Raw genomic sequence first — 26,276 nt, 5'->3', positions numbered from 1 at the left:
CCGGCGGACCGGCATCCCATCGCCGCGCGCCCTCACTCCGGCGGACCGGCATCCCTACGCTACGCGCCCTCACCCCCGCGACCCGACATCCCCATGCCACGTCCGCCACAGCGCCGCGTACGCCCCGCCCGCTGTCACCAGCTCCTCGTGTGTGCCCAGTTCCGTGAGGCGGCCGTTCTCCATGACCGCCACGCGGTCGGCGTCGTGGGCCGTGTGGAGGCGGTGGGCGATGGCGATGACCGTGCGGCCCTCCAGGACGGCGGCCAGGGCGCGTTCGGTGTGGCGGGCCGTGGTGGGGTCCAGCAGGGCTGTCGCCTCGTCGAGGATGAGGGTGTGCGGATCCGCCAACACCACACGGGCCAGGGCGAGTTGCTGGGCCTGTGAACCGTCGGTGGCCGTACCGCCCGTACCCAGGCGGGTGTCCAGGCCGGCCGGCAGATCGCGGACCCACTCGTCGGCGCCCACCGCCGCCAGCGCGGCCCACACCTCGTCGTCCGTGGCCTCCGGTTCGGCGATCAGGAGGTTGTCGCGGACCGTGCCGAGGAACACATGGTGCTCCTGGGTGACCAGCACCACCTGGCGGCGCAGCAGCTCCGGCTCCAGTTCGGCGACCGGCACCCCGCCCACCGTCACCGCGCCGGACCCGGGCCGGTCGATGCCCGCGAGCAGCCGGCTCAGCGTCGTCTTGCCGGCGCCGGAGGGTCCCACGACCGCGAGCCGCTCCCCGGGCCGGACCGTCAGGTCCACCCCGCGCAGCACCTCGCCGCCTCGCTCGTAGGCGTACCGCACCTCGCGTACGTCGATCCGGTCGTCCGCCGGCACCGGTGAGTCCGCGCCGGCGTCCCCGCGCGGTGCCTGCGCCAGCCCCTCCACGCGCGCGAACGAGGCGCCGCTGTTCTGGAGTTGCTCCACGCGCATCAGGATCTGGTCCAGCGGCTCGGTGAACTGCCGCAGATACAGCGCCGCGGCCACCACCGCGCCCACCCCGACCGTGCCCCGCTCGTGCAGCCACCCGCCGACCAGCAGCACCCCCGCCACGGGCACGGTGTACGTCACCTCGATCGCCGGGAAGAACACGGTCCGCAGGAACAGCGTGTAGAAGCGGGTACGGCGGGAGGTCTCCAGCGCGTCCCGGCTCGCCGTGATCCGCCGCCGGCCCAGCCGGAACGCCTCGACCGTCCGGGCCCCGGCCGCCGTCGCGGCGACGATCTCCGCGACCTCGGACGTCGCCGCGCCCTCGGCGAGATAGCCGTCCCGGGCCCGCCGCAGATACCAGCGCAGCGCCAGCCAGATCGGGGTCAGCCCGAGCAGCCCGAACGCCCCCAGCAGCGGGTCCAGCGCGAACACCGCACCCAGCACGAACAGCGCCTGCACGGAGTTGACCAGCAGCTCCGGGCCGATGTCGCGCAGCGTGCTGCCGACGGTCGCGACGTCCGCCGTACCGCGCGCGGTGAGATCACCGGTGCCGGCCCGCTCCACCACGGACGCGGGCAGCGCCAGTACCCGCTCGACGTACTCCTCGCGCACCCGGGCCAGCGTCCGCTCCCCGAACCGGTAGCCCACGTACCGCGCCCAGCGGGCCAGCAGCAGCTGCGCCAGCGCGCACAGCAGGATCCACAGCGCCAGCCGGTCCACCGCCCCGACCCCGTGTCCGGCGCGCACCTCGTCGACGATCCGCCCGACCAGCCACGGCCCGACCAGCCCGGCTCCCGCCGCGAGCGCGTTCAGCAGCAGCGCGGCGGCGAACGCCCGCCCGTCGGCCCGCACCAGCCGCACCGCGGCCCGCCGCACCGTCACCCGGTCCGCGACCGGCAGCAACCCCTCACCGGCCGCCGTCACCGTACGACCCCCTCGGCGTCCTCCGCCGACTCCGCCACATCCGCCATCTCCTCCACATCCCGCGCCACGAGGGCCCGGTAGTCCGGCTCCTCCGCCAACAGCCGCCGGTGCGTGCCGCTCGCCGCCACCTTGCCGCCCGCCAGGAACACCACCGTGTCCGCGCGGTCCAGCACCAGCGGCGAGGTGGACGTCACCACCGTCGTACGGCCCTCCCGTGCCGCCCGGAGCCGTTCGGCGACGGTCGCCTCCGTGTGCGCGTCCAGGGCCGAGGTCGGTTCCACGGCGAGCAGCACCTCGGGGTCGGCGAGCAACGCCCTCACCAGCCGCATCCGTTGGCGCTGGCCGCCCGACAGGCTGCGGCCCTGCCCGGAGACGAACGAGTCGGCCCCCTCGGGCAGCCCGCGTACGACGTCCTCGGCCGCGGCGGTGTACAGCGCCCGGCGCAGCGCCCCCTCCCCGACCGCGCCCTCGGCGGCCACGACGTCCCGCAGCGGCCCCGCGAACAGATCGGCCTCGTTGTCCGCGACCAGCACGCGCGCGCGTACGTCGGCGAGCGCGATCGCGTCCAGCCGCACCCCGCCCCAGGTGGCGTCGGTCGGACCGAAGCGGCCGAGCCGGTCGACCACGGCCGCGGCCTCGGCGGGCCGGGCGGCGGCCAGCGCAGTGAGCCGGCCGGGCACGATCCGCACGCCGGACGCGGGGTCGTACAGCTCGGCGGGCCCCTCGGGCGCAGGTCGCGTGCCCGCGTCCGGCTCCGGCTCCAGGCGCAGCAGCCGTACGACCCGGCGCGCGGCCACCACACCACGATTCAGGTCGTAGGCCATCTGCACGAAGAACGCCACCGGCCCGATCAGCACCGCGACATAGCCGTACACGGACACCAACTGGCCCACGGTGATGGACCCTTGGGCCGCGAGGCGGGCGGCGAGCCAGGTGACGACGGCCAGGAAGAGCGTGGGCAGCCCGACGCCGAGCGCCTGCACCCAGCTGGCCGCCGCGCCCACCCGGTAGCCCTGCGCGCGCAGCGCCTGCGAGTCCGTCCGGAAGCCGTCGGCGAACAACCCCTTGCCGCCCAGCCCGTTGAGGACGCGCAAGCCGCCGGCGAGGTCTCCGATGCGGGCGGTCAGCACGCCCTGCCGCTCGCGGTACGCGCTCTCCGCGTGCTGGAGGCGCAGCGTCACCGGACCGGTGACCAGCGCCAGCACGGGCAGCCCGAGCAGGACGACGGCGGCGAGCGGGGCCGAGACCGTCAGCAGCAGCCCGGCCACGACCGCGTACACCACGACCGCGCCGACGCCCGGCCCGACCACGGTCAGCGCCTGTGCGACCGTCTGCACGTCGCCGACCCCGATGGTCACGACCTCCCCGGCCCCCGCCCGGCGCGGCAGCGCGGCCCCGAGCCGCACCACATGCCCCACGACCACCTTCACCGTACGGAAGTTGGCGTCCATCCGCACCCGGGTCATCGTGCGGTGCCGCATGATGCTCAGCCAGGCGTTGACCGTACCGACCAGGAACATCGCCGCCGTCCACGCGGCCAGCACCCCCAGCCGCCCCGGCACCAGCCCGTCGTCCACGGCCCGCGCCGTCATGTACGGCTGCGCGGCCATCAGCACCATCCACACACTTCCCAGCACCGCCCCGGCCACCGACCGTCCCGACTGCCGTCGCACCAGCCACCACAGAAACCGCCAGCCACCCCGCACATCCGGCACACCGGGCTCTTCGTACGCGTCGATCATCCGTCCCCCGCTCGGCTCGGCCCCCGCTGGGAAACCTCGAACTTATCGAGGGCGGGAAAGCGGTTCCATCGATTAATGGACGGACGGACGCACGGTGCTCACCCACGTCGGGGGCGTACGCCGGGGCGCACGCTCTTCGAGCGCCGTCCTAGAGTGCCCGGATGGTCATTCCTTCCGAAGTGCTGCCGGGCGGCGCCGTGTTGCGCCTTGTCACCCTCGACGACGCGGAGGCGCTGCATGCCGCGTACGTGGCGAACCGGGAGTACCTGGCTCCCTGGGAGCCGATCCGCCCGGACAACTTCTTCACCGTCGAGGGGCAGGCCGAACGCATTGCCGGCCTCTTGCGGGAGTTCGCCGAACGCCGGGTCGTGCCCTGGGTGTTCGAGAGCGAGAGCGACGGCTCGGTCATCGGCATGATCACGCTCACCGGACTGGTCTACGGGGCGTTCCGCAGCGCGTATCTGGGGTACTGGGTGGCCGCCGACCGGCAGAACCGGGGGCTGGCCGGCGCGGCGGTGGCGAGCGTGTGCCGCGCGGCCCGCGACATCGTCGGCCTGCACCGCATCGAGGCCACCACGCTCCTCGACAACACCGCGTCGCAACGGGTGCTGGAGAAGAACGGTTTCGAGCCGATCGGCACGGCCCCGCGCTACCTCCACATCAACGGGCAATGGCGGGACCACCGTCTGTTCCAGCGGATTCTGCACGACGGTCCGCCGAGTTAGGCCAGGCTGTCCCGCCACGCCTTGTGCAGATCCGCGAAGCGGCCCGTGCCGGCGATGAGGTCGGCCGGGGTGCCGTCCTCGACGATGCGGCCGTGTTCCATGACCAGGACCCGGTCCGCGATCTCGACCGTCGACAGGCGGTGGGCGATCACCACCGCCGTACGGCCCCGCAGCACCGTCGACATCGCCCGCTGCACGGCCCGCTCGCCCGGGATGTCCAGCGAGCTGGTCGCCTCGTCCAGGATCAGCACCGCCGGGTCGGCGAGCAACGCCCGTGCGAAGGCGACCAGTTGGCGCTGGCCCGCCGAGATGCGGCCGCCGCGCTTGCGGACGTCGGTGTCGTAGCCGTCGGGCAGCGCGCTGATGAACTCGTGTGCGCCGATCGCCTTCGCCGCCTGCTCGATCTCCTCGCGGGTGGCGTCGGGCCGGCCGATGGCGATGTTGTCCGCGACCGTCCCGGAGAACAGGAACGCCTCCTGGGTCACCATGACCACCCCGCGCCGCAGTTCCGGCATCGGCAGCTCGCGCAGGTCCACCCCGTCCAGCAGGACGCGCCCGCCGGAGGGGTCGTAGAAGCGGGCGAGGAGCTTGGCGAGCGTGGACTTGCCCGCGCCCGTGGAGCCGACGACCGCGACCGTCTGCCCGGCCGGGAGGGTCAGATCGAAGCGGGGCAGCACCTCGCCGCCGGTACGGTAGCCGAACCGGACCGAGTCGAAGACGACCTCGCGGCCCGGCAACTCGCCCTCCAGCGGTGGGAGTTCACGGGACGTCGGCGGCTCGGGCACGGTCGGGGTCTGCGCGAGCAGCCCGGCGATCTTCTCCAGGGAGGCGGCGGCCGACTGGTAGGCGTTCAGGAACATGCCGAGCCGGTCGATCGGGTCGTACAGCCGGCGCAGGTACAGCACCGCCGCCGCCAGCACGCCCAGCTCCAGCGAGCCGGACGCCACCCGGTAGGCGCCCCACAGCACGATCCCCGCCACCGCCGTGTTGGCCACCAGCCGGGAGCCGACCACATAGCGGGCCATCTCCAGCAGCGCGTCCCCGTTCGTCCGTTCGTGCCGCCGGTTGAGGACTCTGAACTCGGCGTCGTTCACGGCCTCGCGGCGGAACGCGCGCACCGGGCGGATGCCGTTCATCGTCTCCACGAACTTCACGATCACCGCCGCGATCGCCGTGGACCGCGCCTGGTACACCCGCCCCGCCCGCCGCTGGTACATGCGCACCAACAGGTACAGCGGCACGAGCGACGCCACCGCGACCGCGCCCAGGCCCAGGTCCAGCCAGAGCAGCAGCGCGGAGATGTAGACGAAGGACAGCACGACGGTCACCAGCTCCTGGAGCCCGTCGTTCAGCAGCTCGCGCAGCGACTCGACGTCCGTGGTGGAGCGGGAGATCAGCCGGCCCGAGGTGTAGCGCTCGTGGAAGTCGATGCTCAGCGCCTGCGCGTGCCGGAAGATCCGGCCGCGCAGATCCAGCAGCACGTCCTGGCTGACCCGGGCCGAGGTCTCGATGAACGCGGCCTGTAGCCCGCCGGAGAGCAGCGCGCACAGCAGATAGCCGACGGCCACCGCGATCAGCGGGCCGTGGCGGTGGTCGCGGAACGCGGGTACGGCGGTGTCGATGGCGTACGCCACCAGCAGCGGGCCCGCCTGGACGGCCGCCAGCTGGAGGAGAAGGAGGACGGTGGTGAGTACGGCCCGGCCCTTCAGGGGCGCGAGCAGCGAGCGCAGTAGGGCGGCGGTGGCGCCGGGCGCGGTGGGCAGGACGTCCCGGTCGAAGGCGTCGTCCCCCTCTTCCCGGTGGCCCGGGAGTTCGTCGTCCTCGGCGGTGGGGGTGGAGGCGGTCGTGGTGGTCAACGGGAGTCCTCCGTATCCCCGGAGTACGCGGATTCTCCGGACATCAGATGCGCGTACTCGGCGTTGGCGCGCAGCAGTTCGTGATGGGTGCCGACGGCGGCGATCCGGCCGCCCGAGAGCAGGGCGACCCGGTCGGCGAGCAGCACCGTGGAGGGGCGGTGGGCCACGATCAGGGCGGTGGTGTCGGCGAGGACCTGGCGCAGTGCCGCCTCCACGGCCGCCTCCGTGTGCACGTCCAGGGCGGACAGCGGGTCGTCCAGCACGAGGAACTCCGGTCTGCCGACGACCGCCCGCGCCAGGGCGAGGCGCTGCCGCTGGCCGCCGGACAGGCTGAGGCCCTGCTCGCCGACGCGGGTGTCGGTGCCCTGGGGGAGGGCCTGCGCGAAACCGGCCTGCGCGACCGCCAGCGCCCGCTCCAACTCCGGCTTCCCCGCGTCGGGCCGGGCGCCCATGAGGACGTTCTCGCCGACGCTCGCCGAGAAGAGGGTCGGCTCCTCGAAGGCGACGGCGACCCTGGCGCGCAGCTCCTCGCGGGGCAGCTCGGTGATGTCCACGCCGTCCAGCGTGATCCGTCCGGAGGTGACTTCGTGCAGCCGCGGCACGAGCGCGGTGAGCGTCGTCTTCCCGCTGCCGGTGGCGCCGACCAGGGCCATGGACTCGCCGGGGCGCAGGTGGAGGTCGATACCGGTGAGGAGGGGAGGGGAGCCGGGGGGTGCGTCGGGGTAGCGGAACGAGACGTTCTCGAAGCGGAGTCCGGCGGAATCCCGTGAGCGCGGGCGAGCGCCCCCGGCCACCGCGGTGGAGTCGTCCTCCGGCACCTCGTCCATCACCTCGAAGTACCGCTCCGTGGCCGTGGCCGCCTCCTGACTCATCGCCAGCAGGAAGCCGATGGAGTCCACGGGCCAGCGCAGCGCAAGGGCCGTACTCAGAAAGGCCACCAGCGTCCCCGCCGACAGCCCCCCGTCGGCCACCCGCACGGCCCCCAGCACCAACGCCACCCCGATCGCCAGTTCGGGCAGCGTGACGATGACGCCCCAGATGACGGCCAGCATCCGGGCCTTGCGCAGCTCCGTGCCGCGCAGGGTGACCGCGAGCTCGCGGAACGCCCGCGCCTGGCTGCGGTGGCGGCCGAAGCCCTTGATGACGCGGATGCCGAGCACGCTCTCCTCGACCACCGTCGTCAGATCGCCGACCTGGTCCTGCGCCCGCCGGGCCACCGTCGCGTACCGCCGTTCGAAGACCGCGCAGGTCCACATCACGGGGAGCGTGGGACCGAGGATGACCAGCCCCAGCACCCAGTCCTGGACCAGCATGATCACCACGCCGACCAGGATGGTCACGCCGTTGACCAGCAGGAACGTCAGCGGGAAGGCGAGGAACTGGCGCAGCAGCATCAGGTCCGTGGTGCCCCGGGACAGCAGCTGGCCCGAGGCCCAGCGGTCGTGGAAGGCCACCGGGAGCCGCTGCAGATGCCCGTACAGCCCCGCCCGCATCTCCGCCTCCACATGGGACAGCGGGCGGGCCACCAGCCACCGGCGCAGCCCGAACAGCAGCGCCTCGGCGATGCCCAGCAGGAGCAGGTACAGCGCGCCGAGCCACACCCCGCCCGGGTCCCGGTCGGCGACCGGCCCGTCCACCATCCACTTCAGGACGAGCGGGATCACCAGCCCCGTACAGGAGGCGACTATGGCGACGAAGGCCGCCGTGAACAGGCGGGCGCGCACGGGGCGTACATACGGCCACAGCCGCAGGAGCGTGCGTACGGCGGAACGGTCCTCGGTGGTTGCACGTGTCGTGGGCATCATCGCGAGCGTACGGACCGGCACTGACAACGCCCACCGAGTTTCGGCCGGACCCGGCTCCGCCGCTGGTCCTAGGACCCGAGGTCGTAGGGCGGTATCAACCGATCGGCTGATGCGGCTTCGAGCGGGCCGGCCGATGTGGCGGACCCCGTCCGACCGGGATTCTCGAAGCATGCCATCCGTCATCGAAGTCACCGATCTGCGTAAGTCGTACGGCGGCCGGGCCGTGGTCGACGGTGTCTCCTTCGCCGTCGAGGAGGGCGAGATCTTCGGGATCCTCGGCCCGAACGGCGCCGGCAAGACCACCACCGTCGAGTGTGTCGAGGGGCTGCGGGTCCCCGACGGCGGCCGGGTCCGGGTCACCGGGTACGACCCCGTCGCCGACCACGAGAAGGTCGCCCGGGTGCTGGGCGCCCAGCTCCAGCAGAGCGAACTCCAGGCCAAGCTCACCGTCCGGGAGGCACTGGAGCTGTACGCGGCCTTCTACCCGCGTCCCGCCGACTGGCGGCCGCTCGCCGAACGGCTCGGCCTGACCGACAAGCTCGGCACCCGGTTCGGCAAGCTGTCCGGCGGGCAGCAGCAGCGGCTGTTCATCGCGCTGGCGCTCGTCGGCGATCCCCGGGTCGTGGTGCTGGACGAGCTGACCACAGGCCTGGATCCGCGCGCCCGGCGCGACACCTGGCAGCTCATCGAGGACGTCCGCGCGAGCGGGGTCACCGTGCTGCTCGTCACCCACTTCATGGAGGAGGCGCAGCGGCTGTGCGACCGGATCGCCGTCATCGACAAGGGACGGATCGCCGCGCTGGACACCCCCGCCGGGCTCATCCGCCGTTCGGCGGGCGCCACCGTCATCAGCTTCACCCCGTCCGCACCGCTGGACGAGCGTGACCTGGCCGCGCTGCCCGCGCTCGCCTCGGTCGCGTACAAGGACGACCGGATCACCCTGTCCGGCACCGACGAGACCGTGAACGCCGTCATCACCCTGCTCGCCCGCCACCACATCACCGCACACCAACTGCGGGTCGTCGACGCGACGCTGGACGACGCGTTCCTCGACCTGACCGACAACAACCGCACCCCGGAGGAAGCCGCGTGAACACCGCCGTCCTGCGCACCGAGTTCCGGCTGTTCCGCCGCGAACCGGGCGCCGTCTTCTGGATCTTCCTGTTCCCGACGCTGCTGCTGGCGATCCTCGGCTCCATCCCGTCGTTCCGGCACGCCGACACGGCGCTGGGCGGGCTGCGGCCGGTCGACGCCTATGTGCCCATCGCCGTGCTGATCGCCCTGATCATGTCCGGGGTGCAGGCGCTGCCGCAGGTCCTGACCGGCTACCGGGAACGGGGCATCCTGCGCCGCATGGCCGTCACCCCGGTACGGCCCTCGGCCCTGCTGTCGGCACAGATGACCGTGCAGGGCGCGGTCGCACTGGCCTCGGCCCTGCTCGCGCTCACGGTCGGCCGCCTCGCCTTCGGCGTGACGCTGCCCCGGCAGCCGGCCGGCTATCTGCTGGCCCTGCTGCTCGCGGCGGCGGCCGCGCTCGCCCTCGGCTCCGTCGTCTCCGCGCTGTCCCGCACCACGAAGATCGCGGGCGCGATCGGCACGGCGGTGTTCTTCCCGATGATGTTCTGCGCCGGCGTGTGGATCCCGGTGCAGTCCATGCCGCACGCGCTGGCCCGGGTGGTCGAGCTGACCCCGTTCGGCGCGGCCGCCCGTGCCCTGGACCAGGCCGCCGCCGGGAACTGGCCCGGCTGGGGGCACCTGGGCGTGCTCGCGGCGTGGACGGTCCTGCTCACCGCCGGTGCCGCGCGCTGGTTCCGCTGGGAGTGAGCGGGCCGTGCCGGACACTGGGGGCATGACGAACGCCGTGCAGCAGGAACCTCGGGCCTCCTTCGACACCTGGGGGCCCTGGGCGCTGCTGGCCGTCGGTATCGTCGCGGCGGCCATCTCCGCCCCTCTGACCGGCATGGACGGGCGCGGGAAGATCGTCTCCGCCGCCCTCGTGCCCGCGGGTGTCGTGCTGCAGCTGTACTGGGGAAGGGTGAAGCGGAAGCAGCCGGGCCCGAGCCGGACCGGTGTCTGCCTCTACTTGCTGCGCTGGGCCATCGCCTTCGTGCTGACCTGGGCCAACCCGTTCTTCGCCTTCTACGCCGTGACCGGCTACTACACCGCGGCCCGGGAACTGCCGCGCCGACTGGTGATGCCCGGTCTCTTCCTGACCGCGGTCACCATGGCCGGCAGCGAGATCGGCGGCTGGCCGCCGCGCGGGCTGATCCTCTGGATCGGCTTCTTCCTCGTCCTGGCCGTCAACATGGGCATGGTCACCGTGTTCACCCGGTACGCCCTGCAGGAGCAGACCCGCGCCGTCGTCCAGGCCGACACCATCGCCGAACTGGAGCGCACCAACACGGCGTTGCAGCAGGCCCTGGACGAGAACGCGGCCCTGCACGCCCAACTCCTCGTCCAGGCGAGGGAGGCAGGCGTCGCCGACGAGCGGCGCCGGCTCGCCGCCGAGATCCACGACACCATCGCCCAGGGCCTGACCGGGATCATCGCCCAGCTCCAGGTCGTGGCCAACGCCCCCGATCTCACCACCGCCCGCACCCACCTGGAGCGCGCCTCGGCCCTGGCCCGGCACAGCTTGGGCGAGGCCCGCCGCTCGGTGCACAACCTGGCGCCGGTGGCCCTCGCGGCCGACGGGCTGCCCGAGGCGCTGAAGAAGACGGTCGGGGAATGGGGTGAACGGGTCGGTGTACGGGCCGAGTTCACCGTCACGGGCACCGCCGAGCAGCTGCACGACGAGGTCTCGGCGACGCTGCTGCGCATCGCCCAGGAGGCCCTGTCCAACGCCTCCCGGCACGCCCGCGCGACCCGCGTCGGGGTGACCCTGTCTTTCATGGGCGACGAGGTCACGCTGGACATCCGCGACGACGGCACGGGCTTCGACCCGGCCGCCGTACCGCCCCGTACCCGTACCGGAGGCTTCGGCCTGGACGGGATGCGGGCCCGCGCCGAGCGCATCGCGGGCTCGCTGACGATCGAGTCGGAACCGGGGCACGGCACGGCGCTGTCGGCTCGCGTACCGTTGGTGCGCGATGACCGCTGAGACTGTGATTTCCCTGCTGATCGTCGACGACCACCCGGTCGTCCGCGACGGCCTGCGCGGCATGTTCGAGTCCGCGCCCGGCTTCCGGGTGCTCGGGGAGGCCGCGAGCGGCGTTGAGGCGGTGGCCCGCGCCGCCGCCCTGGACCCGGACGTGATCCTGATGGACCTGCGGATGCCCGGTGGCTCGGGTGTCGACGCGATCCGCGAGCTGACCGGCCGGGGCGCCCGCGCCAAGGTGCTGGTCCTGACCACCTACGACACCGACTCCGACACCCTCCCCGCGATCGAGGCGGGCGCGACCGGCTACCTCCTCAAGGACGCCCCGCGTGACGAGCTGTTCACCGCCGTCCGCGCCGCCGCCGAGGGCCGTACGGTCCTCTCCCCGGCGGTCGCCTCCCGGCTGGTCCACGCGGTCCGCACCCCCCGCACCCCGGCGGGCGAACCCCTCTCGGCCCGCGAACGCGAGGTCCTGGCCCTGGTCGCCAGGGGCACGTCCAACCGCGAGATCGCCCGCGAACTCTTCATCAGCGAGGCCACGGTCAAGACCCACCTCACCCACCTCTACGCCAAACTGGGCGTCAACGACCGCGCGGCGGCGGTGGCGGTGGGATACGACCGGGGGATCCTGGGCTGAGCGAAGCCGGCCGGATCACCGTCACTCAGACCACCTTCAGCAGCAGCACACACCGCCCCGGCACCGTGATCTCGGACCCCGCCGGATGCACCGTGCCCGGCGGCCCGGCCTGGTCCTCGCGCGCGGTGTCCACGAGCACCTCGTACCGCTCCGCCCACGGCGTCCCCGGCAGCACGAAGGCCGTCGGGGCCTCGCCCGCGTGCAGCACCGCGAGGAAGCTGTCGTCCACGACCGGCGCGCCCCGCTCGTCCCGGCCCGGGATGTCCCGGCCGGAGAGGTACATGCCGAGCGTGGCCGCGGGGGCGTACCAGTCGGCCTCGGTCATCTCCGTGCCGCGCGGGGTGAACCAGGCCAGGTCGCGCAGCCCGTCCGCCGAATGCGCGCGGCCGGAGAAGAACGCGCGCCGGTGCAGCACGGGGTGACGGTGGCGCAGGGCGATCAGCCGGGAGGTCAGGTCGGCCAGCGCCCGCCAGCCCGGTTCCTCCAGCAGCGACCAGTCCAGCCAGCCGATCTCGTTGTCCTGGCAGTAGGCGTTGTTGTTGCCGCCCTGGGTGCGGCCGAGCTCGTCGCCGGCCACCAGCATGGGCACGCCGGTGGAGAGCAGGAGGGTCGTCAGCAGGTTCCGCAACTGCCTGCGCCGCAGGTCCCGTACCCCCTCGTCCTGCGTCTCGCCCTCCGCCCCGCAGTTCCAGGAGCGGTTGTCGTCGGTGCCGTCGCGGTTGTCCTCGCCGTTGGCCTCGTTGTGCTTGCGCTCGTACGACACCAGGTCGCGCAGGGTGAACCCGTCGTGCGCGGTGACGAAGTTGACCGAGGCGTACGGGCGCCGGCCGCCCCAGGCGTACAGGTCGCTGGAGCCGGACAGCCGGTAGCCCATCTCCCGTACGTCGGGCAGGGCGTGCCGCCAGAAGTCGCGGACCGCGTTGCGATAGCGGTCGTTCCACTCTGTCCACAGGGGCGGGAAGGCGCCCACCTGATAGCCGCCCGAGCCGATGTCCCACGGTTCGGCGATCAGCTTGACGCGCCTGAGGACCGGGTCCTGGGCGATGACCGCCAGAAAGGGGGACAGCATGTCGACGTCGTGCATCGAGCGGGCCAGGGCCGCCGCGAGGTCGAAGCGGAAGCCGTCGACGCCCATCTCGGTCACCCAGTAGCGCAGCGAGTCCGTGATGAGGCGGAGCACCTGGGGCTGGACGACGTGCAGGGTGTTGCCGCAGCCGGTGTAGTCGGCGTACCGGCGGGCGTCGTCCTGGAGCCGGTAGTAGCCGCGGTTGTCGATGCCCTTCAGGGAGAGGGTCGGCCCCAGCTCACCCGCTTCCGCCGTGTGGTTGTAGACCACGTCGAGGATCACCTCGATGCCGGCCGCGTGCAGCGCGCGCACCATCCGCTTGAACTCGCCGACCTGCTGGCCCGTCGTACCGGAGGCCGCGTAGCCGGCGTGCGGGGCGAAGTAGCCGATGGAGTTGTAGCCCCAGTAGTTCCTGAGGCCTCTGCGCAACAGGTGGTCCTCGTGCGCGAACTGGTGGACGGGGAGCAGCTCCACGGCCGTCACGCCCAGCTTCACCAGATGCTCGACGGCCGCCGGGTGCGCCAACCCGGCGTAGGTGCCGCGCAGTTCCTCCGGGATCCCCGGGTGCAGCTTGGTGAAACCGCGCACGTGCAGCTCGTACAGGACGGAGTCGGCCCACGGGGTCTTCGGCCGCCGGTCGTCCTCCCAGTCGTCGTCATCGTCGACGACGACGCCCTTCGGCACGTACGGCGCCGAGTCCCGGTCGTCGCGCACGGTGTCGGCGACGTGCTGCTGAGGCCAGTCCCGGACATGCCCGTACACCTCCGGCGGCAGACCGAACTCCCCGTCCACCGCCCGCGCGTACGGGTCCAGCAGCAGCTTGGCCGGGTTCCAGCGGGCGCCGGTCCACGGGTCCCAGCGGCCGTCCACCCGGTAGCCGTAGCGCTGGCCCGGCATCACGCCCGGCACGAAGCCGTGCCAGATCTCGTGGGTCAGCTCGGTCAGCCGGACCTGGGTCTCCCGGCCGTGCTCGTCGAACAGGCACACCCGGACCGCCTCCGCCCCGCCCGCCCACAGCGCGAAGTTGGTGCCCACGACCCCGTCCGGGCCGACCCGGAACCGGGCCCCCAGCGGTGTCGGCGCACCCGGCCAGACCATCGGGGCCGGTGGCACGGCGTGCCGGACGCCGCCGTTCACCACGGCGGCCGGCTGCCCGGTCCCGGCAGTCGGCTCCCCGGCCGGTGCCCGCTGCTCCGCTGCGCTCGTCACCTCTCGGCCCCTCTTTCAACAAAGGGGCGGCGCAGTCCGCCGTACCGGAGCAGCCCCTTCGGGCCTCCGCTACGGCTGCGCCCCTACGGCTCCCACACGGGCGCGGCGGCTCCCCAGCGTGTCGTCCTTCCCTCTCTTCTGCCCAGTGCGTGCGTCGCACTCACGTTTCCCCCGGGCGGGCCGGTTCGCGGAGGCCCGCGTGCGGCACGTACACGGACGTGCACGGCGCGCGGGGGCCGCGCCGGCAACGGCCTCGGCGGCTGGAACACGACCTGGCAGGAGTGGAAAGCGGGCAGCGCGGTGAAGTTAAAGGGGGAGGAACGTCCGGTCCGGGCGGAATCTGCGACGGAACGGTGACATTCACCTGACACTCCGCTCAAAACCAGGCGGTTAATATGCGCGCACAAGTGTGGTGGGGAGCGGGCCTGAGCAGGTCCGACGCGAGGGGAGACGACTTGAACGCGCGGCCGATATCGGGGGCGTCGACGGTGGGGCGGCGGGGCCGTAAGGGCAAGGGGTGGGCGCTGATATCCGGTGCCCTGGTGCTGACGCTCGCCGCGTGCGGCGGCGGGGGCGGCGGCAAGGACGCGGGCGCTTCCGGTGACGGCAAGGCCTCCAGCACCCAGCAGGGCAAGCAGCAGTCCACGGCGACCGTCACCATCACGCCCAAGTCCGGCGCCACCGGCGTGGACACGAGCGGCGCGCTGAAGGTCGACGTCGCCCAGGGCAAGCTGACCGAGGTCACCGTCAAGGACGCCAAGGGCGCACAGGTCGACGGCACCGTCACCGGCGGGGGCACGTCCTGGACGCCGTCGGGCCATCTGGCGGCCGCCACCAAGTACTCGGTGCACGCGGTCGCGAAGGACTCCGAGGGCCGCGAGGCCGCCGAGGACTCCACCTTCACCACCCTGACCCCGAAGAACACCTTCCTCGGCTACTTCACCCCCGAGGACGGCTCCACCGTCGGTGTCGGCATGCCGTTCTCCGTGAACTTCACCCGGGGCATCACCAACCCGAAGGCCGTCGAGAAGGCCATCAGGATCACGACCCAGCCGGCGGTGGACGTCGAGGGCCACTGGTTCGGCAACGACCGTCTCGACTTCCGCCCCGAGCAGTACTGGAAGGAAGGCACGAAGGTCACCGTCGACCTCAACCTCGACGGCGTCGAGGGCCGCTCCGGCGTCTACGGCGAGCAGCACAAGACCATCAAGTTCACCATCGGCCGCAACCAGGTCTCCATCGTGGACGCCAAGAAGCACACGATGAAGATCACCCAGGACGGCAAGGTCATCAAGACCCTCCCGGTCACCACCGGCAAGCCCGGCTACGACACCTGGAACGGCCAGATGGTCATCAGCGAGAAGCTCACCGTGACCCGGATGAACGGCGAGACGGTCGGCTACGGCGGCGAGTACGACATCAAGGACGTCCCGCACGCCATGCGCCTGACCACCTCCGGCACCTTCATCCACGGCAACTACTGGGGCGGCGACGCCTTCGGCAACTACAACGCCAGCCACGGCTGCGTCGGCCTCGAAGACGTGCGCGGCGGCTACGACGGCTCCGTCCCGGCGGCCTGGTTCTTCAACCACTCGATCATCGGTGACGTGGTCGTGGTCCAGCACTCGAACGACCGCACGGTGGACCCGGCCAACGGGTTCAACGGGTGGAACATGTCGTGGGCCGACTGGACGAAGTGACTTTTCTCCGGCCGACGGGCCCGGTGCTGTGACCTACGGCACCGGGCCCGTTCCCGTTAACCCCCGCTAACCTGCGGGCATGACCGTGAATCTCGAAGTCGCCGAAGGCGTCGGCACCCTGCGCCTCGACCGTCCGCCGATGAACGCGCTCGACGTCGCCACCCAGGACCGGCTCAAGGAACTCGCCGAGGAGGTCACGCGCCGCGACGACGTGCGCGCCGTGGTGATCTACGGCGGTGAGCGGGTGTTCGCGGCGGGCGCGGACATCAAGGAGATGCAGAACATGGATCACACCGCGATGATCCTGCGCTCCCGCGGCCTCCAGGACGCCTTCACGGCCGTGGCCCGCATCCCCAAGCCCGTCGTCGCGGCCGTCACCGGCTACGCCCTCGGCGGCGGCTGCGAACTGGCCCTGTGCGCCGACTTCCGTATCGCCGCCGACAACGCCAAGCTCGGCCAGCCCGAGATCCTGCTCGGCCTGATCCCGGGCGCCGGCGGCACCCAGCGGCTGCCCCGGCTGATCGGCCCTTCCAAGGCCAAGGACCTCATCTTCACGGGCCGTCAGGTCAGGGCCGACGAGGCGCTCGCGATCGGCCTGGTGGACCGGGTCGTGCCGGCCGCCGAGGTGTACGAGCAGGCGCACGCCTGGGCCGCGAAGCTCGCCCAGGGTCCCGCGATCGCCCTGCGCGCCGCGAAGGAGGCGGTCGACACGGGGCTGGAGACCGACATCGACACCGGACTCGCCGTCGAGCGGAACTGGTTCGCGGGCCTGTTCGCCACCGAGGACCGCGAGATCGGCATGCGCAGCTTCGTGGAGGAGGGGCCGGGCAAGGCAAAGTTCCGCTGAGCGTCAGCGGTGTGAAGTGTGCCGTAACTCCCGTGGGTCCCCTTGCAATTGACGCGTCGTCTCATCCGGGTCCCTCGATGGGGCGGTTTATGGGAGCCTTAAGGCAACCTTAAGCCTGTGCTGTCGAGGGAGCCTGACGATTGCCCGGAACCGAGCCTTCCGCGCAGGTCGACGAGGGTGCACCGGCCTCTGGCATGCCCTCGGCATATGCCAGTCGCTCGATGCGAAGCGGGGGCGCGAGGGGGGCGTATTCCTCCGGAACGGCCCCCAAGACGGCTCCGGGCCGCCATCATGGGGGCATGGCGGGGCTGGAGGGCATCGAACAGCCACGGGGACACAGTCGTGCGGCCGCGGCACGCTGGTCGCCCGGGGTGGAGGACGAACAGGCGCTCAAAGCGCTCGAACTGTTCGGCAACCCGACGGAGGCGGAGGTCCCGCTGCCGTCCCGGCCGGAATCCGCGGCCACCGCCCGCAGGCTCGCCCAGGTCGTCGTCCTGCGCACCTGGCGGCTGACCCCCAAGCTCACCGAGGACACCGTCTTACTCGTGTCGGAACTGGTCGGCAACGCCGTACGGCACACCGGCGCCCGCGTCTTCGGCCTGAGGATGCGCCGCCGCCCCGGCTGGATCCGGGTGGAGGTCCGCGATCCCTCGCGCGGGCTGCCCTGCCTGATGCCGGTGCAGGAACTGGACGTCAGCGGGCGCGGGCTGTTCCTCGTGGACAAGCTGTCGGACCGGTGGGGCGTGGACCTGCTGCCGCGGGGCAAGACCACATGGTTCGAGATGAGGGTTGCCGACCGGTAGCGAGCAGCCTGCGTGGCCGCAACCGCGACCCGAAGTCTTCCCTCAAACGGGCCAATCGGCGGTTTTCTTACCTGTCCGGCCTTAAATGGTGCGGGTGACCACGACCAACCGACGCGGGGTGCTGCGTGCGGGCGCCGGACTCGTCGCCGGCGGCGCGCTCGCCGCCGGTTGCGGTGCGGGCCAGGCGGCCCCGACCACCACTCCGGACCCCACATCACCCGCCCCGTCCCCGTCCGCCGCCCACGGCAAGGGCCATCCACCGGCCGCCGTCCAGGCGGCCCCCGCCCCCCGCGCCTATCCCGGCCTGCCCGCCCAGATCACCCACGGCCCGCGCACCCGTGCCCAGGTCGCCCTCACCTTCCACGGCCAGGGGGATCCGGGCATCGCGCACTCCCTGCTCGGCGCGGCGGAGAAGGCCGGCGCCCATCTCACCGTGCTGGCCGTCGGCACCTGGCTGGACGAACACCCCGACATCGCCCGGCGGATCCTCGACGGCGGCCACGACCTCGGCAACCACACCCAGCGGCACATCTCCATCAACGGCATGGCCGAGGCCGACGCCCGCAAGGAGATCACCGACTGCGCGGACCGCCTGAAGCGGCTCACCGGATCGATCGGCACCTGGTTCCGCCCCTCCCGGTCGCCCACCGCCTCCCCGCTGGTCGCCCGGCTCGCCCGCGAGGCCGGCTACCCGCACGTGCTGTCGTACGACGTCGACTCGCTCGACTACACCCGGCCGGGCGCCACCGCCATCACCCGCAAGGTTCTCGCCGAGGTGAAGAACGGATCGGTGGTGAGCATGCACTTCGGGTACCCGGACACCGTCGCCGCCCTGCCCGACGTCCTTCACGAACTCGACCGCCGCGGACTGCGCGCGGTCACCACCACGGAGCTGCTGAGCTGATGCGAACCACGAAAGCCGCCCGGCTGCTGGCCGCCGGTGCCGCCCTCACCGCCCTGACGCTGCTGTCCGCGTGCAGCTCCGGATCCTCGAAGGGGGGGAACGCCGAGAACAACGCCGTCGGCAGCAAGGCCCCGGTCCAGCCGCGGGTGAACCAGAACCCGGACCGGGTGGACGTGCTGCCCGGGATGCCCCCGGTCGAGAACCCGGCCGACCTCTACTCCGCCGACCGGCCGAACCAGCTCTCCCCGGTCGTCAAGGACTTCCCGTCCCGGGTGTACGTCCCCAACACCAACTCCAACACGGTCACCGTCATCGACCCCGCGACCTACAAGGTCATCGACACGATCCCGGTCGGCCGCCAGCCCCAGCACGTCGTGCCGTCCTGGGACCTGAAGACCCTCTGGGTCAACAACGACCTCGGCAACAGCCTCACCCCGATCGACCCCAAGACCGGCAAGGCCGGCAAGGCGGTCGCCGTGCACGACCCGTACAACCTGTACTTCACGCCCGACGGCAAGTACGCCGTCGTCATGGCCTCCATGGACCGCCAGCTGGTCTTCCGGGACGCGCACACCATGAAGGTCGTCAAGGCCGTGCCGGTCAGCTGCTACGGCGTCAACCACGCCGACTTCTCCCCGGACGGCCGCTACTTCATCGTCTCCTGCGAGTTCAGCGGTGAGATCCTCAAGGTCGACACCGCGGAGATGAGGGTCGTCGAGCAGGAGAAGCTGCCGTTCCACGGCGCGATGCCGCAGGACGTGAAGATCTCCCCGGACGGCAAGCTGTTCTACATCGCCGACATGATGGCCAACGGTCTGTGGATCCTCGACGGCGACAAGTTCACCAAGCCCCGCTTCCTCTCCACCGGCAAGGGCGCCCACGGCCTCTACATCAGCCGCGACTCCCGCGAGATGTACATCTCCAACCGGGGCGAGGGCACCATCTCCGTCTTCGACTTCACGCAGAACAAGCTCACCAAGAAGTGGCGGCTGCCCGGCGGCGGCAGCCCCGACATGGGCGGCGTCTCGGCCGACGGCAAGGTGCTGTGGCTGTCCGGCCGCTACAACGCCGAGGTGTACGCCATCGACACCCGCACCGGCAAGGAACTGGCCCGCATCAAGACCGGCAGCGGCCCGCACGGCCTCGCCGTCTACCCCCAGCCCGGCCGCTACTCCCTCGGGCACACGGGCATCTTCCGCTGAGCGAAGGCCAGTTGAGGAAGACCACGTGAACACGAGTCAGTGGGACACGCCGCCTTTCGGGTGATGATCCACGCGCCGCGGCCGATCAGCCGACATCGTGCTGCGCATGATCATCACCCGAATGCGGCGCCGTGTCGTCGCCGCCGTCCTGTCCCTCGGCGCCGTCCTCGCCACCACGGCCGCCACCGCCCCCGTGACCCCGCACGCCGCCGCCGCGCCCGCCAGGGCGGCCGCACCGGCGTGCCCCCAGTTCGAGGACAAGCTGAAGGCCGCCGCCGACCGGAACGTGGACCTCGGCCGGATCACCCCGGCCCCCGCCTGGCGCACCACCTGCGGCACCCTCTACCGCAGCGACAGCCGCTCCCCCGACACGATCTTCCCCGTCGGCTTCTTCCCCAAGGACGTGGTCAACGGCCAGTACGACATCGAGAAGTACGTCCTCGTCAACCAGCCCTCCCCGTACGTCTCGACGACCTACGACCACGACCTGTACAAGACCTGGTACAAGTCCGGCTGGAACTACTACATCGACGCCCCCGGCGGCATCGACGTCAACAAGACCATCGGCGACACCCACAAGTGGGCCGACCAGGTCGAGGTCGCCTTCCCCGGCGGCGTCGCCCGTCAGTACATCATCGGCGTCTGCCCGGTCGACAAGGTCAAGAAGATCGAGATCATGGACGACTGCCGGAGCAACCCGTACTACGAGCCCTGGCACTGACAGCCGCGGAGCGGGTCCCCGGGCCCGCTCCTTGAGTCTCCACCCGCTGGAAGGCCCAGACTCCCGGACATGACCGACGACGGCACCGGACTGTTCACGATCGGCGCGCTGGCCCGGGCCACCGGGCTGAGCGTGCGCACCATCCGCTACTGGTCCGACGAGGGCGTACTCACCCCGGTGACCCGCTCCACGGGCGGCTACCGGCTCTACGACGCCGCCTGCGTGGCCCGCCTGGAGCTGATCCATACCCTGCGCGAGCTCGGGCTCGGCCTGGACGACGTACGCGAGGTGCTGGCCGGGGAGCGTTCGGTGGCCGAGGTCGCGGCCACCCATGTGGCGGCGCTGGACGCGCAGATCAGGGCGCTGAAAGTGACCCGGGCCGTGCTGTCGACGGTCGCGAGGAGAGGCTCGACGGCGGAGGAGATGACCCTGATGAACAAACTGGCCCGGCTGTCCGCGGCGGAGCGGCAGCGGATCATGGAGGAGTTCGTGGCGGAGACCCTGCACGGTCTCGACACGGTGGACCCGGACATCCAGCAGCGGATCCGGCAGACCGCCGTCCGCCTCGCGGACGATCCGACGCCCGAGGAGGCCGACGCCTGGGTGGAACTGGCCGAGATGATCCAGGACCCGGACTTCCGGGCCCAGATGCGCCGCGCGATGGAGTTCAACGCCGCCGACCGGCAGCCGGGGGATCCGGGCGGACGGTCCATGTGGTTCGCCAAGCGGCTGGTGGACCTGGCCGCCCCGGCGCGGGAGCGAGGCGTCGAGCCCACGGCGCCCGAGGCGGAGGAGGTCCTGGCGGAGCTGTTCGGAGACGCCGACCGAGGCGAGGTGCTGGAACGCATGACGGCGGGGTTCAACGAGCGCATCGCCCGCTACCGCGAACTCATCGCCATCGTGAACCGGCAGCCCGCCCCACCGCACGCCGAGGACTTCGCCTGGGTGGTCGCCGCACTCCGTGCGCGCGCGGGCCGTTAATCTGACCAGCGTCAGTACGCCTGCACGGCACAAGAAACACGAACAAAAGGGGCGGATCCGGTGGCGGACATCGAGGCAGCACGCAAGGAGTTCCAGCGGATCGACGCGGACGGTGACGGATTCATCACCGCCGCGGAGTTCAAGCACGCGCTGGCCCAGGAGGGCGACTGGAACGTCACCGAGACGGTCGCCCAGGCGATCATCAACCAGCGTGACCTCAACGGCGACAAAGTCCTGTCGTTCGACGAGTTCTGGGCGTACCTCAACAAGTGACGCCCGTGAGGGGGTGCCCCGCCGGTACGGAGTCCTTCCGTCGGCGGGGCACCCCCTTCGCCGTACCGTTACGCGGACCGCCGTTCCGTGCGCTCCAGGGGTCTGGCACTGGGCTCACTCGGTTGTCCACAGCCCATGCGGCGACTTGCCGCGCGCAGCACCTCGCTCACCGGCCCACCGCACGGTTCACCGCGGACAGCACCGCCCGCACCGAGGCCGCGAGCCCGGAGGCGTCCCGGCCCGCGCCCCACAGGACACGGCCGCCGACCCGGCACTCGGCGTAGGCGACCGCCCCACCGTCCACGTCCGGCTGCTCCACCACGTCCAGTACGCCGACCGGGTACCCGGTGCCGGCGAGCGCGTCCGCGCAGGCTGCGAGCGGCGAGTCACCGGTGCCTTCGCAGCCGTCCCCCGAGGTGAGCGTGCCCGTGAACCGGTGCACCCCGGACGCCTCCCGCCGTGTGGACCAGGAGTCGAGTCCGACCGGGCCGTCCGCCAGATACGCCGCCTCGAACAGCTCGTGGAGCTCCTTGGGGGTCGCCTCCCGGCCGCTGTCGTCCGTCGCGTCCTGCACGATCCGCGCGAACTCCGGCCGCATGCCCGGCGGCAGGTCCAGCCCCGCGTGCGTGCGCAGCAGATACGCCACCCCGCCCTTGCCCGACTGGGAGTTGACCCGGATCACCGCCTCGTACGTCCGCCCCACGTCGGCCGGATCGATCGGCAGATACGGCACGGCCCACGGCGCCTGCCGCTCGGGCACCCCCGACTCGGCCGCCCGCCGGGCGTGTTCCGCGAAGCCCTTGCTGATCGCGTCCTGGTGGGTGCCGGAGAAGGCGGTGTGGACCAGGTCGCCGGCGTACGGGTGGCGCGGGTGCACCGGCAGCCGGTTGCAGTGCTCGACCGTCTCGCGTACGGCGTCGATGTCGCCGAGGTCGACCATGGGGTCCACGCCCTGGGCGAAGAGGTTCAGGGCGAGGGTGACCAGGTCGACGTTGCCGGTGCGCTCGCCGTTGCCGAACAGGCAGCCCTCCACCCGCTGGGCACCGGCCAGGACGGCCAGTTCGGCGCAGGCGACGCCGGTGCCGCGGTCGTTGTGCGGATGGACGGAGAGGATCACCGAGTCCCGGCGGTCCAGGTGGCGGTGCATGTACTCGACCTGATCGGCGTACACGTTCGGGGTGGCGATCTCGACCGTCGCCGGGAGGTTGTGCGTCACCGGGCGGTCCGGGCTCGCGTCCCACAACTCCGTGAGGCCGTCGCACAGTTCGAGGACGAAGTCGGGCTCGGTGAGGTTGAAGGTCTCGGGCGAGAACTGGAAGCGGATGCCGGGCGCGTCCCCGGCCCGCCGCGCCATCCGATGTGCCGCCTCCCGCACCGTCCGCCCCACCTCGCCGCGGTCCCGGCCCAGCACCACGTCCCGCCACACCGGCGAGGTCGCGATGTAGAGGTGGACGACGGCGCGCGGCAGCCCGGCGATCGACTCGAAGGTCCGGTCGATCAGATCCGCGCGGGCCGGGGTGAACACGACGGGCGTGACGTCGTCGGGCACGGCCCCGCCGGTCACCAGGTGCCGTACGAAGTCGAAGTCGGTGCGGCTGGCCGACGGATAGCCGATCTCGATCTCCTTGAAACCCAGCGCCACCAGCAGGTCGAAGAAGCGGCGCTTGCGCGGGGTGTCCATGGGCTCGGCCAGCGCCTGGTTGCCGTCGCGCAGGTCGACGGGGACCCAGAGGGGAGCGCGCTCGATGCGGGCGGAGGGCCAACTCCGTTCGGTGACCGGGACGTTCACCCGCTCCTGGAAGGGGCGGTAGCGGTGGTACGGCATGGGGCTGGGACGCTGCGGGTTCCACAGGGTGTTCATCGGCGTCTTCATCGGCGGTCGCTGCCTTCGGCTCGGTCGGACGGTGACCGGCAGCACGGCGTCCCGCGGCGGGGCGCCGGTCGCGTCAAACCCCGCCGCGGCAGCCGAGGAGAAGCAGACCGCGGAGCGTCATGCCGGGTACGCTAGCGACACCTCAGCTCCTCAGACAAGTGAGAATTCCAAGAAGTCCCCGATTCCGCAGACAAGTTGGTGACCTCCGATGCCGCTCGAAGCCCTCCGTCCCAGCCCGCTGGTCGAACAGGCCGCGCAGCGCCTGAGGCAGCAGATCGCCGCAGGTCACTGGCCGGTCGGCGGCAAACTGCCCGGCGAGACCACGCTCGCCAGGGAACTCGGCGTCGGCCGCTCCACGGTCCGCGAGGCACTGCGCGCACTCGCCGGCGCCGGGCTGGTACGGCCCCGGCACGGCGCCGGGGTCTTCGTCATCGCCACCGAGCCCGCCGAGGACTGGCCCGCCCGGCTGCGCCGGGCCGCCGTCACGGACGTCTACGAGGTCCGCATGGGAGTGGAGGTGCAGGCGGCCCGGCTCGCCGCGCACCGCCGTACCCCTCAGGACGTGGAGGCGCTGCGGGGCGCGCTGGACGGGCGCCGGGCGGCATCCGCCGGCGACGACGCGGAGTTCATCGACGCCGACATCGCCCTGCACACGGCCGTCGTCACCGCCGCCCACAACCCGGTCCTGGCCGACCTGTTCACCGAGTTCGCCCCCGTCCTGCGCGAGGGCCTGGTGACCCTGCTGGACCTCACCCGGCTGCGCGAGCGGGACCCCAACACCCGTGACCACAGCCACGCGGCCCTCGTCGGGGCCATCGCGGACGGGGACGCGGAGCGGGCGGCGGAGGTGCTGACGGCGGAACTGGAGGAGACGCTGGAGTTGTTGCGGGGGAGGCCTGACTAGGCCACGCCTCTGCGGTACCGGCCCGGCGCCACTCCGTACTCCCGCTTGAAGGCCTTGGCGAAGGCGAACTCCGAGGTGTAGCCGGTACGTTCGGCGATCTGGCGCAGGGAGAGGTCGTCGTGGCGCAGCAGTCGGCCCGCCGTCGTCATCCGCCACCAGGTCAGATACGTCAGCGGCGGCTCGCCCACCAGCGCCGCGAACCGGCGCGCGAACGCCGCCCGGGACAGCCCGCCGACGACGCCCAGCTCCGCCACCGTCCACGCCCGCGCCGGATCGGCGTGGATCGCGCGCAGCGCCGCCGCGACCGCCGGATCGGCCAGCGCCCCCGCCCAGCCCCGCGCCCGCCCCGCCGCGCGCTCGGCCTCCCACCAGGCCCGCAGGATGTACAGCAGCAGGGTGTCCAGCAGCGAGGTGACGATCGCGTCGGTGCCCGGCCGCTGCTCCTCCAGCTCCATCCCGAGCAGCTCCACCGCCGCCCGCAGCGAGCGGTGACCGCCGACCGTGGCGGGCAGATGCACCACCTCCGGCAGGTCGGCCAGCAGCCGGTGGGAGCGGTCGCGGTCCAGCCGGTAGATCCCGCACAGCGTGACCGTGTCCGGGCAGCCCTGCCGAGGCTCCCCGGGCGGGCTCCCGCTCCAGGTGCCGTCGGGCAGCAGCCGTACCTCGTACGTGGGCACCCCGGGGGCGCTGACCAGGGAGTGCCCCTGCCCGTGCGCGAGGAAGACGACGTCCCCCGGCGCGAGCGCCACCGGATCCCCGTCCCTCGGGATCAGCCAGGCCGAGCCGCGCAGCACCACATGGAACCCGGCCTCGTCGGTGTCGGCGAACCGCAGTCCCCAGGGCGCGTACTTGTACCGGCGCGAGGAGTGCGGCCGCCCGGTGCGGATGGCCGCGACGACATCGCTGAGCACGTCCATGGCCTCACTGTAGCCAGTGAGGCCGGACAAGAGAGACGTTCGGACAGGAAACCGAGACAGGAGGACATGGAGCGTCTCGCCCGCCGGAACTAGCGTCGACGGCATGACAACTACCGCACGTACAGTGCTCTTTCACGAGATCGGCGGACCCGAGGTCCTCACGGTCGAGGAGACCGAACTGCCCGACCCCGCTCCGGGCGAGGTGCTGGTCAAGGTTGAGGCGCTCGGGCTGAACCGGGCCGAGGCGATGCTGCGCGCCGGGACCTACTTCTACCAGCCCACCCTGCCGGGCTCCCGCAACGGCTACGAGGCCGCCGGCGAGGTGGTGGCGGTCGGCGCGGGCGTGACGGCGTTCGCGCCCGGCGACCCGGTGCTCGCGGCGGCGAACCACCACCTCAGCACCCACGGCGTCTACGCCGACCTCGTCCTCCTCCCCGAGACCTCGGTCGTGCCGCGCCCGGCCGGCGTCGACGCCGTCACCGCGGCCGCCGTCTGGCTCACCTACACGACGGCGTACGGCGCCCTGATCGAGCGGGCCGGGACGGCGGCCGGCGACCATGTGCTGATCACGGGGGCGTCCAGCGGCGTCGGCACCGCGGCGATCCAGGTGGCCCGGCGGGCCGGCGCGATCCCGATCGCGACCACCCGCACCGAGGCCAAGCGGCAGGCACTGCTCGATCTGGGCGCCGAGCATGTGATCGTCAGCGAGGACGAGGACGTGATCAAGGAGACCCGGCGGCTGACCGACGGCCGGGGCGCCGAGATCGTCCTGGACGCGATCGGCGGCTCGTACTTCCGGGAACTGGGCGCAGCGGCCGCCGCCGACGCCACCATGGTCAGCTACGGCTGGCTGGCCGACGGCCCCGTCGAACTGCCCCGGAACTGGCCCGTCACGGTGCACGGCTACGCCAACTTCATCCTGACCGGCAACGCCGAGGGCCGCCGCCGCGCCGCCCACTACCTCGGGGCGGGCCTCACCGACGGCACCCTGCGCCCCGTGATCGCCGAGGTGTACGACGGCCTGGACCGCATGGCGGACGCGCACCGCCTGATGGAGTCGAACACGCACCTGGGCAAGATCGTCGTACGCCCCTGAACGGGTTCACCGGGGATTGCGGGGACCCCGGAATAGTGCCGGGGCCGGCGGGGTTGTCGGGAACATCTGAAGCATGCAC

22 protein-coding genes are annotated in these 26,276 nt (G+C 72.1%); 15 read left to right on the top strand and 7 right to left on the bottom strand.

The window, feature by feature from the left end; all coding sequences use genetic code 11:
* Window positions 1-69: 69 nt before the first annotated feature.
* Both LE548_RS26330 and LE548_RS26325 read right to left on the bottom strand, forming a co-directional pair.
* Entirely contained in the window at window positions 70-1,839 is a 1,770-nt protein-coding gene (locus tag LE548_RS26330; RefSeq protein ID WP_225099429.1) for an ABC transporter ATP-binding protein, read from the bottom strand.
* A complete protein-coding gene (locus tag LE548_RS26325) occupies window positions 1,836-3,581 on the bottom strand; it encodes an ABC transporter ATP-binding protein (protein WP_225099428.1) in 1,746 nt (581 codons plus the stop codon). Before LE548_RS26325 ends, LE548_RS26330 begins: the two co-directional genes overlap by 4 nt.
* Before the next feature lie 161 nt (window positions 3,582-3,742).
* Here LE548_RS26325 and LE548_RS26320 point away from each other — a divergent pair, with 161 nt between their 5' ends.
* A complete protein-coding gene (locus LE548_RS26320; protein ID WP_225099427.1) occupies window positions 3,743-4,306 on the top strand; it encodes a GNAT family N-acetyltransferase in 564 nt (187 codons plus the stop codon).
* On the opposite strand, the gene LE548_RS26315 is transcribed toward LE548_RS26320, so the two are convergent.
* Together LE548_RS26315 and LE548_RS26310 are read right to left on the bottom strand one after the other, a co-directional pair.
* A complete protein-coding gene (locus LE548_RS26315) occupies window positions 4,303-6,162 on the bottom strand; it encodes an ABC transporter ATP-binding protein (protein ID WP_225099426.1) in 1,860 nt (619 codons plus the stop codon). The two genes, LE548_RS26320 and LE548_RS26315, sit on opposite strands and share 4 nt — an antisense overlap.
* Window positions 6,159-7,964: an ABC transporter ATP-binding protein gene (locus LE548_RS26310; RefSeq protein WP_225099425.1), complete on the bottom strand. Its 1,806-nt coding sequence runs from the start codon at window positions 7,962-7,964 to the stop codon at window positions 6,159-6,161. Before LE548_RS26310 ends, LE548_RS26315 begins: the two co-directional genes overlap by 4 nt.
* 172 nt (window positions 7,965-8,136) lie before the next feature.
* Here LE548_RS26310 and LE548_RS26305 point away from each other — a divergent pair, with 172 nt between their 5' ends.
* Genes LE548_RS26305 through LE548_RS26290 form a run of 4 tightly spaced genes read left to right on the top strand, consistent with a single transcriptional unit; the run spans window position 8,137 to window position 11,701 of the window.
* On the top strand, window positions 8,137-9,060 hold the full coding sequence (locus tag LE548_RS26305) for an ABC transporter ATP-binding protein (RefSeq protein WP_225099424.1): 924 nt from the start codon (window positions 8,137-8,139) through the stop codon (window positions 9,058-9,060).
* Window positions 9,057-9,791 (top strand): ABC transporter permease, encoded by a 735-nt coding sequence (locus LE548_RS26300; RefSeq protein ID WP_225099423.1) that lies wholly within the window; start codon window positions 9,057-9,059, stop codon window positions 9,789-9,791. Before LE548_RS26305 ends, LE548_RS26300 begins: the two co-directional genes overlap by 4 nt.
* 25 nt (window positions 9,792-9,816) lie before the next feature.
* Entirely contained in the window at window positions 9,817-11,067 is a 1,251-nt protein-coding gene (locus LE548_RS26295; RefSeq protein WP_225099422.1) for a sensor histidine kinase, read from the top strand.
* Window positions 11,057-11,701, top strand: coding sequence for a response regulator transcription factor (locus LE548_RS26290; RefSeq protein WP_263636573.1), 645 nt, complete (start codon window positions 11,057-11,059; stop codon window positions 11,699-11,701). The genes LE548_RS26295 and LE548_RS26290 overlap by 11 nt, the downstream gene beginning before the upstream one ends.
* 25 nt (window positions 11,702-11,726) lie before the next feature.
* On the opposite strand, the gene glgX is transcribed toward LE548_RS26290, so the two are convergent.
* Complete coding sequence (glgX, locus tag LE548_RS26285) at window positions 11,727-13,976, bottom strand: glycogen debranching protein GlgX (protein WP_225099421.1); 2,250 nt, start codon at window positions 13,974-13,976, stop codon at window positions 11,727-11,729.
* 455 nt (window positions 13,977-14,431) lie between these two features.
* Between glgX and LE548_RS26280 the strand changes: the two genes are divergently transcribed.
* The 8 genes from LE548_RS26280 to LE548_RS26245 all read left to right on the top strand — a co-directional run bounded on the left by LE548_RS26280 (window position 14,432) and on the right by LE548_RS26245 (window position 21,407).
* Window positions 14,432-15,676 (top strand): Ig-like domain-containing protein, encoded by a 1,245-nt coding sequence (locus LE548_RS26280; RefSeq protein ID WP_225099420.1) that lies wholly within the window; start codon window positions 14,432-14,434, stop codon window positions 15,674-15,676.
* 79 nt (window positions 15,677-15,755) lie between these two features.
* A complete protein-coding gene (locus LE548_RS26275; protein WP_225099419.1) occupies window positions 15,756-16,523 on the top strand; it encodes an enoyl-CoA hydratase/isomerase family protein in 768 nt (255 codons plus the stop codon).
* A gap of 299 nt (window positions 16,524-16,822) precedes the next feature.
* Window positions 16,823-17,326, top strand: a complete 504-nt coding sequence (locus LE548_RS26270; RefSeq protein ID WP_225099418.1) for an ATP-binding protein — start codon at window positions 16,823-16,825, stop codon at window positions 17,324-17,326.
* Window positions 17,327-17,411: 85 nt separating this feature from the next.
* Complete coding sequence (locus LE548_RS26265) at window positions 17,412-18,230, top strand: polysaccharide deacetylase family protein (protein ID WP_225099417.1); 819 nt, start codon at window positions 17,412-17,414, stop codon at window positions 18,228-18,230.
* Complete coding sequence (locus tag LE548_RS26260; RefSeq protein WP_225099416.1) at window positions 18,230-19,432, top strand: beta-propeller fold lactonase family protein; 1,203 nt, start codon at window positions 18,230-18,232, stop codon at window positions 19,430-19,432. The genes LE548_RS26265 and LE548_RS26260 overlap by 1 nt, the downstream gene beginning before the upstream one ends.
* Before the next feature lie 106 nt (window positions 19,433-19,538).
* Window positions 19,539-20,153, top strand: coding sequence for an ADP-ribosyltransferase (locus tag LE548_RS26255; RefSeq protein WP_225099415.1), 615 nt, complete (start codon window positions 19,539-19,541; stop codon window positions 20,151-20,153).
* Window positions 20,154-20,222: 69 nt separating this feature from the next.
* On the top strand, window positions 20,223-21,134 hold the full coding sequence (locus LE548_RS26250) for a MerR family transcriptional regulator (RefSeq protein ID WP_225099414.1): 912 nt from the start codon (window positions 20,223-20,225) through the stop codon (window positions 21,132-21,134).
* A 60-nt stretch (window positions 21,135-21,194) separates the two neighbouring features.
* Window positions 21,195-21,407 carry an EF-hand domain-containing protein gene (locus LE548_RS26245; RefSeq protein WP_225099413.1) on the top strand — a complete coding sequence of 71 codons (213 nt, stop codon included), beginning with the start codon at window positions 21,195-21,197 and terminating at the stop codon, window positions 21,405-21,407.
* A gap of 166 nt (window positions 21,408-21,573) precedes the next feature.
* Here LE548_RS26245 and LE548_RS26240 read toward each other — a convergent pair whose 3' ends face one another.
* Window positions 21,574-23,268, bottom strand: coding sequence for a 2-isopropylmalate synthase (locus LE548_RS26240; protein WP_225099412.1), 1,695 nt, complete (start codon window positions 23,266-23,268; stop codon window positions 21,574-21,576).
* Window positions 23,269-23,488: 220 nt separating this feature from the next.
* On the opposite strand from LE548_RS26240, the gene LE548_RS26235 reads away from it, so the two are divergent.
* On the top strand, window positions 23,489-24,184 hold the full coding sequence (locus tag LE548_RS26235) for a FadR/GntR family transcriptional regulator (RefSeq protein WP_225099411.1): 696 nt from the start codon (window positions 23,489-23,491) through the stop codon (window positions 24,182-24,184).
* On the opposite strand, the gene LE548_RS26230 is transcribed toward LE548_RS26235, so the two are convergent.
* A complete protein-coding gene (locus LE548_RS26230; RefSeq protein ID WP_225099410.1) occupies window positions 24,181-25,101 on the bottom strand; it encodes an AraC family transcriptional regulator in 921 nt (306 codons plus the stop codon). The two genes, LE548_RS26235 and LE548_RS26230, sit on opposite strands and share 4 nt — an antisense overlap.
* Before the next feature lie 103 nt (window positions 25,102-25,204).
* On the opposite strand from LE548_RS26230, the gene LE548_RS26225 reads away from it, so the two are divergent.
* The gene (locus LE548_RS26225; RefSeq protein WP_225099409.1) at window positions 25,205-26,197 is read left to right on the top strand and encodes a zinc-dependent alcohol dehydrogenase family protein; all 993 of its coding nucleotides are present in this window, start codon (window positions 25,205-25,207) and stop codon (window positions 26,195-26,197) included.
* The last annotated feature ends 79 nt before the right edge of the window (window positions 26,198-26,276 follow it).

The sequence above is a fragment of the Streptomyces sp. CoH27 genome, assembly GCF_020181035.1.
GTDB lineage: Bacteria > Actinomycetota > Actinomycetes > Streptomycetales > Streptomycetaceae > Streptomyces > Streptomyces camelliae.
The sequence above is the reverse complement of the archived record's forward strand: the minus strand, read 5'-3'. Positions and strand labels throughout refer to the sequence as shown.

What these genes read in the sequence shown, in the direction of transcription:
- LE548_RS26295 (WP_225099422.1), top strand. Translation starts at nt 9,817, where the DNA reads ATGACGAACGCCGTGCAGCAGGAACCTCGGGCCTCCTTCGACACCTGG.
- LE548_RS26260 (WP_225099416.1), top strand. Translation starts at nt 18,230, where the DNA reads ATGCGAACCACGAAAGCCGCCCGGCTGCTGGCCGCCGGTGCCGCCCTC.
- LE548_RS26225 (WP_225099409.1), top strand. Translation starts at nt 25,205, where the DNA reads ATGACAACTACCGCACGTACAGTGCTCTTTCACGAGATCGGCGGACCC.
- LE548_RS26275 (WP_225099419.1), top strand. Translation starts at nt 15,756, where the DNA reads ATGACCGTGAATCTCGAAGTCGCCGAAGGCGTCGGCACCCTGCGCCTC.
- LE548_RS26255 (WP_225099415.1), top strand. Translation starts at nt 19,539, where the DNA reads ATGATCATCACCCGAATGCGGCGCCGTGTCGTCGCCGCCGTCCTGTCC.
- LE548_RS26270 (WP_225099418.1), top strand. Translation starts at nt 16,823, where the DNA reads ATGGCGGGGCTGGAGGGCATCGAACAGCCACGGGGACACAGTCGTGCG.
- LE548_RS26235 (WP_225099411.1), top strand. Translation starts at nt 23,489, where the DNA reads ATGCCGCTCGAAGCCCTCCGTCCCAGCCCGCTGGTCGAACAGGCCGCG.
- LE548_RS26320 (WP_225099427.1), top strand. Translation starts at nt 3,743, where the DNA reads ATGGTCATTCCTTCCGAAGTGCTGCCGGGCGGCGCCGTGTTGCGCCTT.
- LE548_RS26230 (WP_225099410.1), bottom strand. Translation starts at nt 25,101, where the DNA reads ATGGACGTGCTCAGCGATGTCGTCGCGGCCATCCGCACCGGGCGGCCG.
- LE548_RS26290 (WP_263636573.1), top strand. Translation starts at nt 11,057, where the DNA reads ATGACCGCTGAGACTGTGATTTCCCTGCTGATCGTCGACGACCACCCG.
- LE548_RS26240 (WP_225099412.1), bottom strand. Translation starts at nt 23,268, where the DNA reads ATGAACACCCTGTGGAACCCGCAGCGTCCCAGCCCCATGCCGTACCAC.
- LE548_RS26305 (WP_225099424.1), top strand. Translation starts at nt 8,137, where the DNA reads ATGCCATCCGTCATCGAAGTCACCGATCTGCGTAAGTCGTACGGCGGC.
- LE548_RS26265 (WP_225099417.1), top strand. Translation starts at nt 17,412, where the DNA reads ATGGTGCGGGTGACCACGACCAACCGACGCGGGGTGCTGCGTGCGGGC.
- LE548_RS26250 (WP_225099414.1), top strand. Translation starts at nt 20,223, where the DNA reads ATGACCGACGACGGCACCGGACTGTTCACGATCGGCGCGCTGGCCCGG.
- LE548_RS26310 (WP_225099425.1), bottom strand. Translation starts at nt 7,964, where the DNA reads ATGCCCACGACACGTGCAACCACCGAGGACCGTTCCGCCGTACGCACG.
- LE548_RS26325 (WP_225099428.1), bottom strand. Translation starts at nt 3,581, where the DNA reads ATGATCGACGCGTACGAAGAGCCCGGTGTGCCGGATGTGCGGGGTGGC.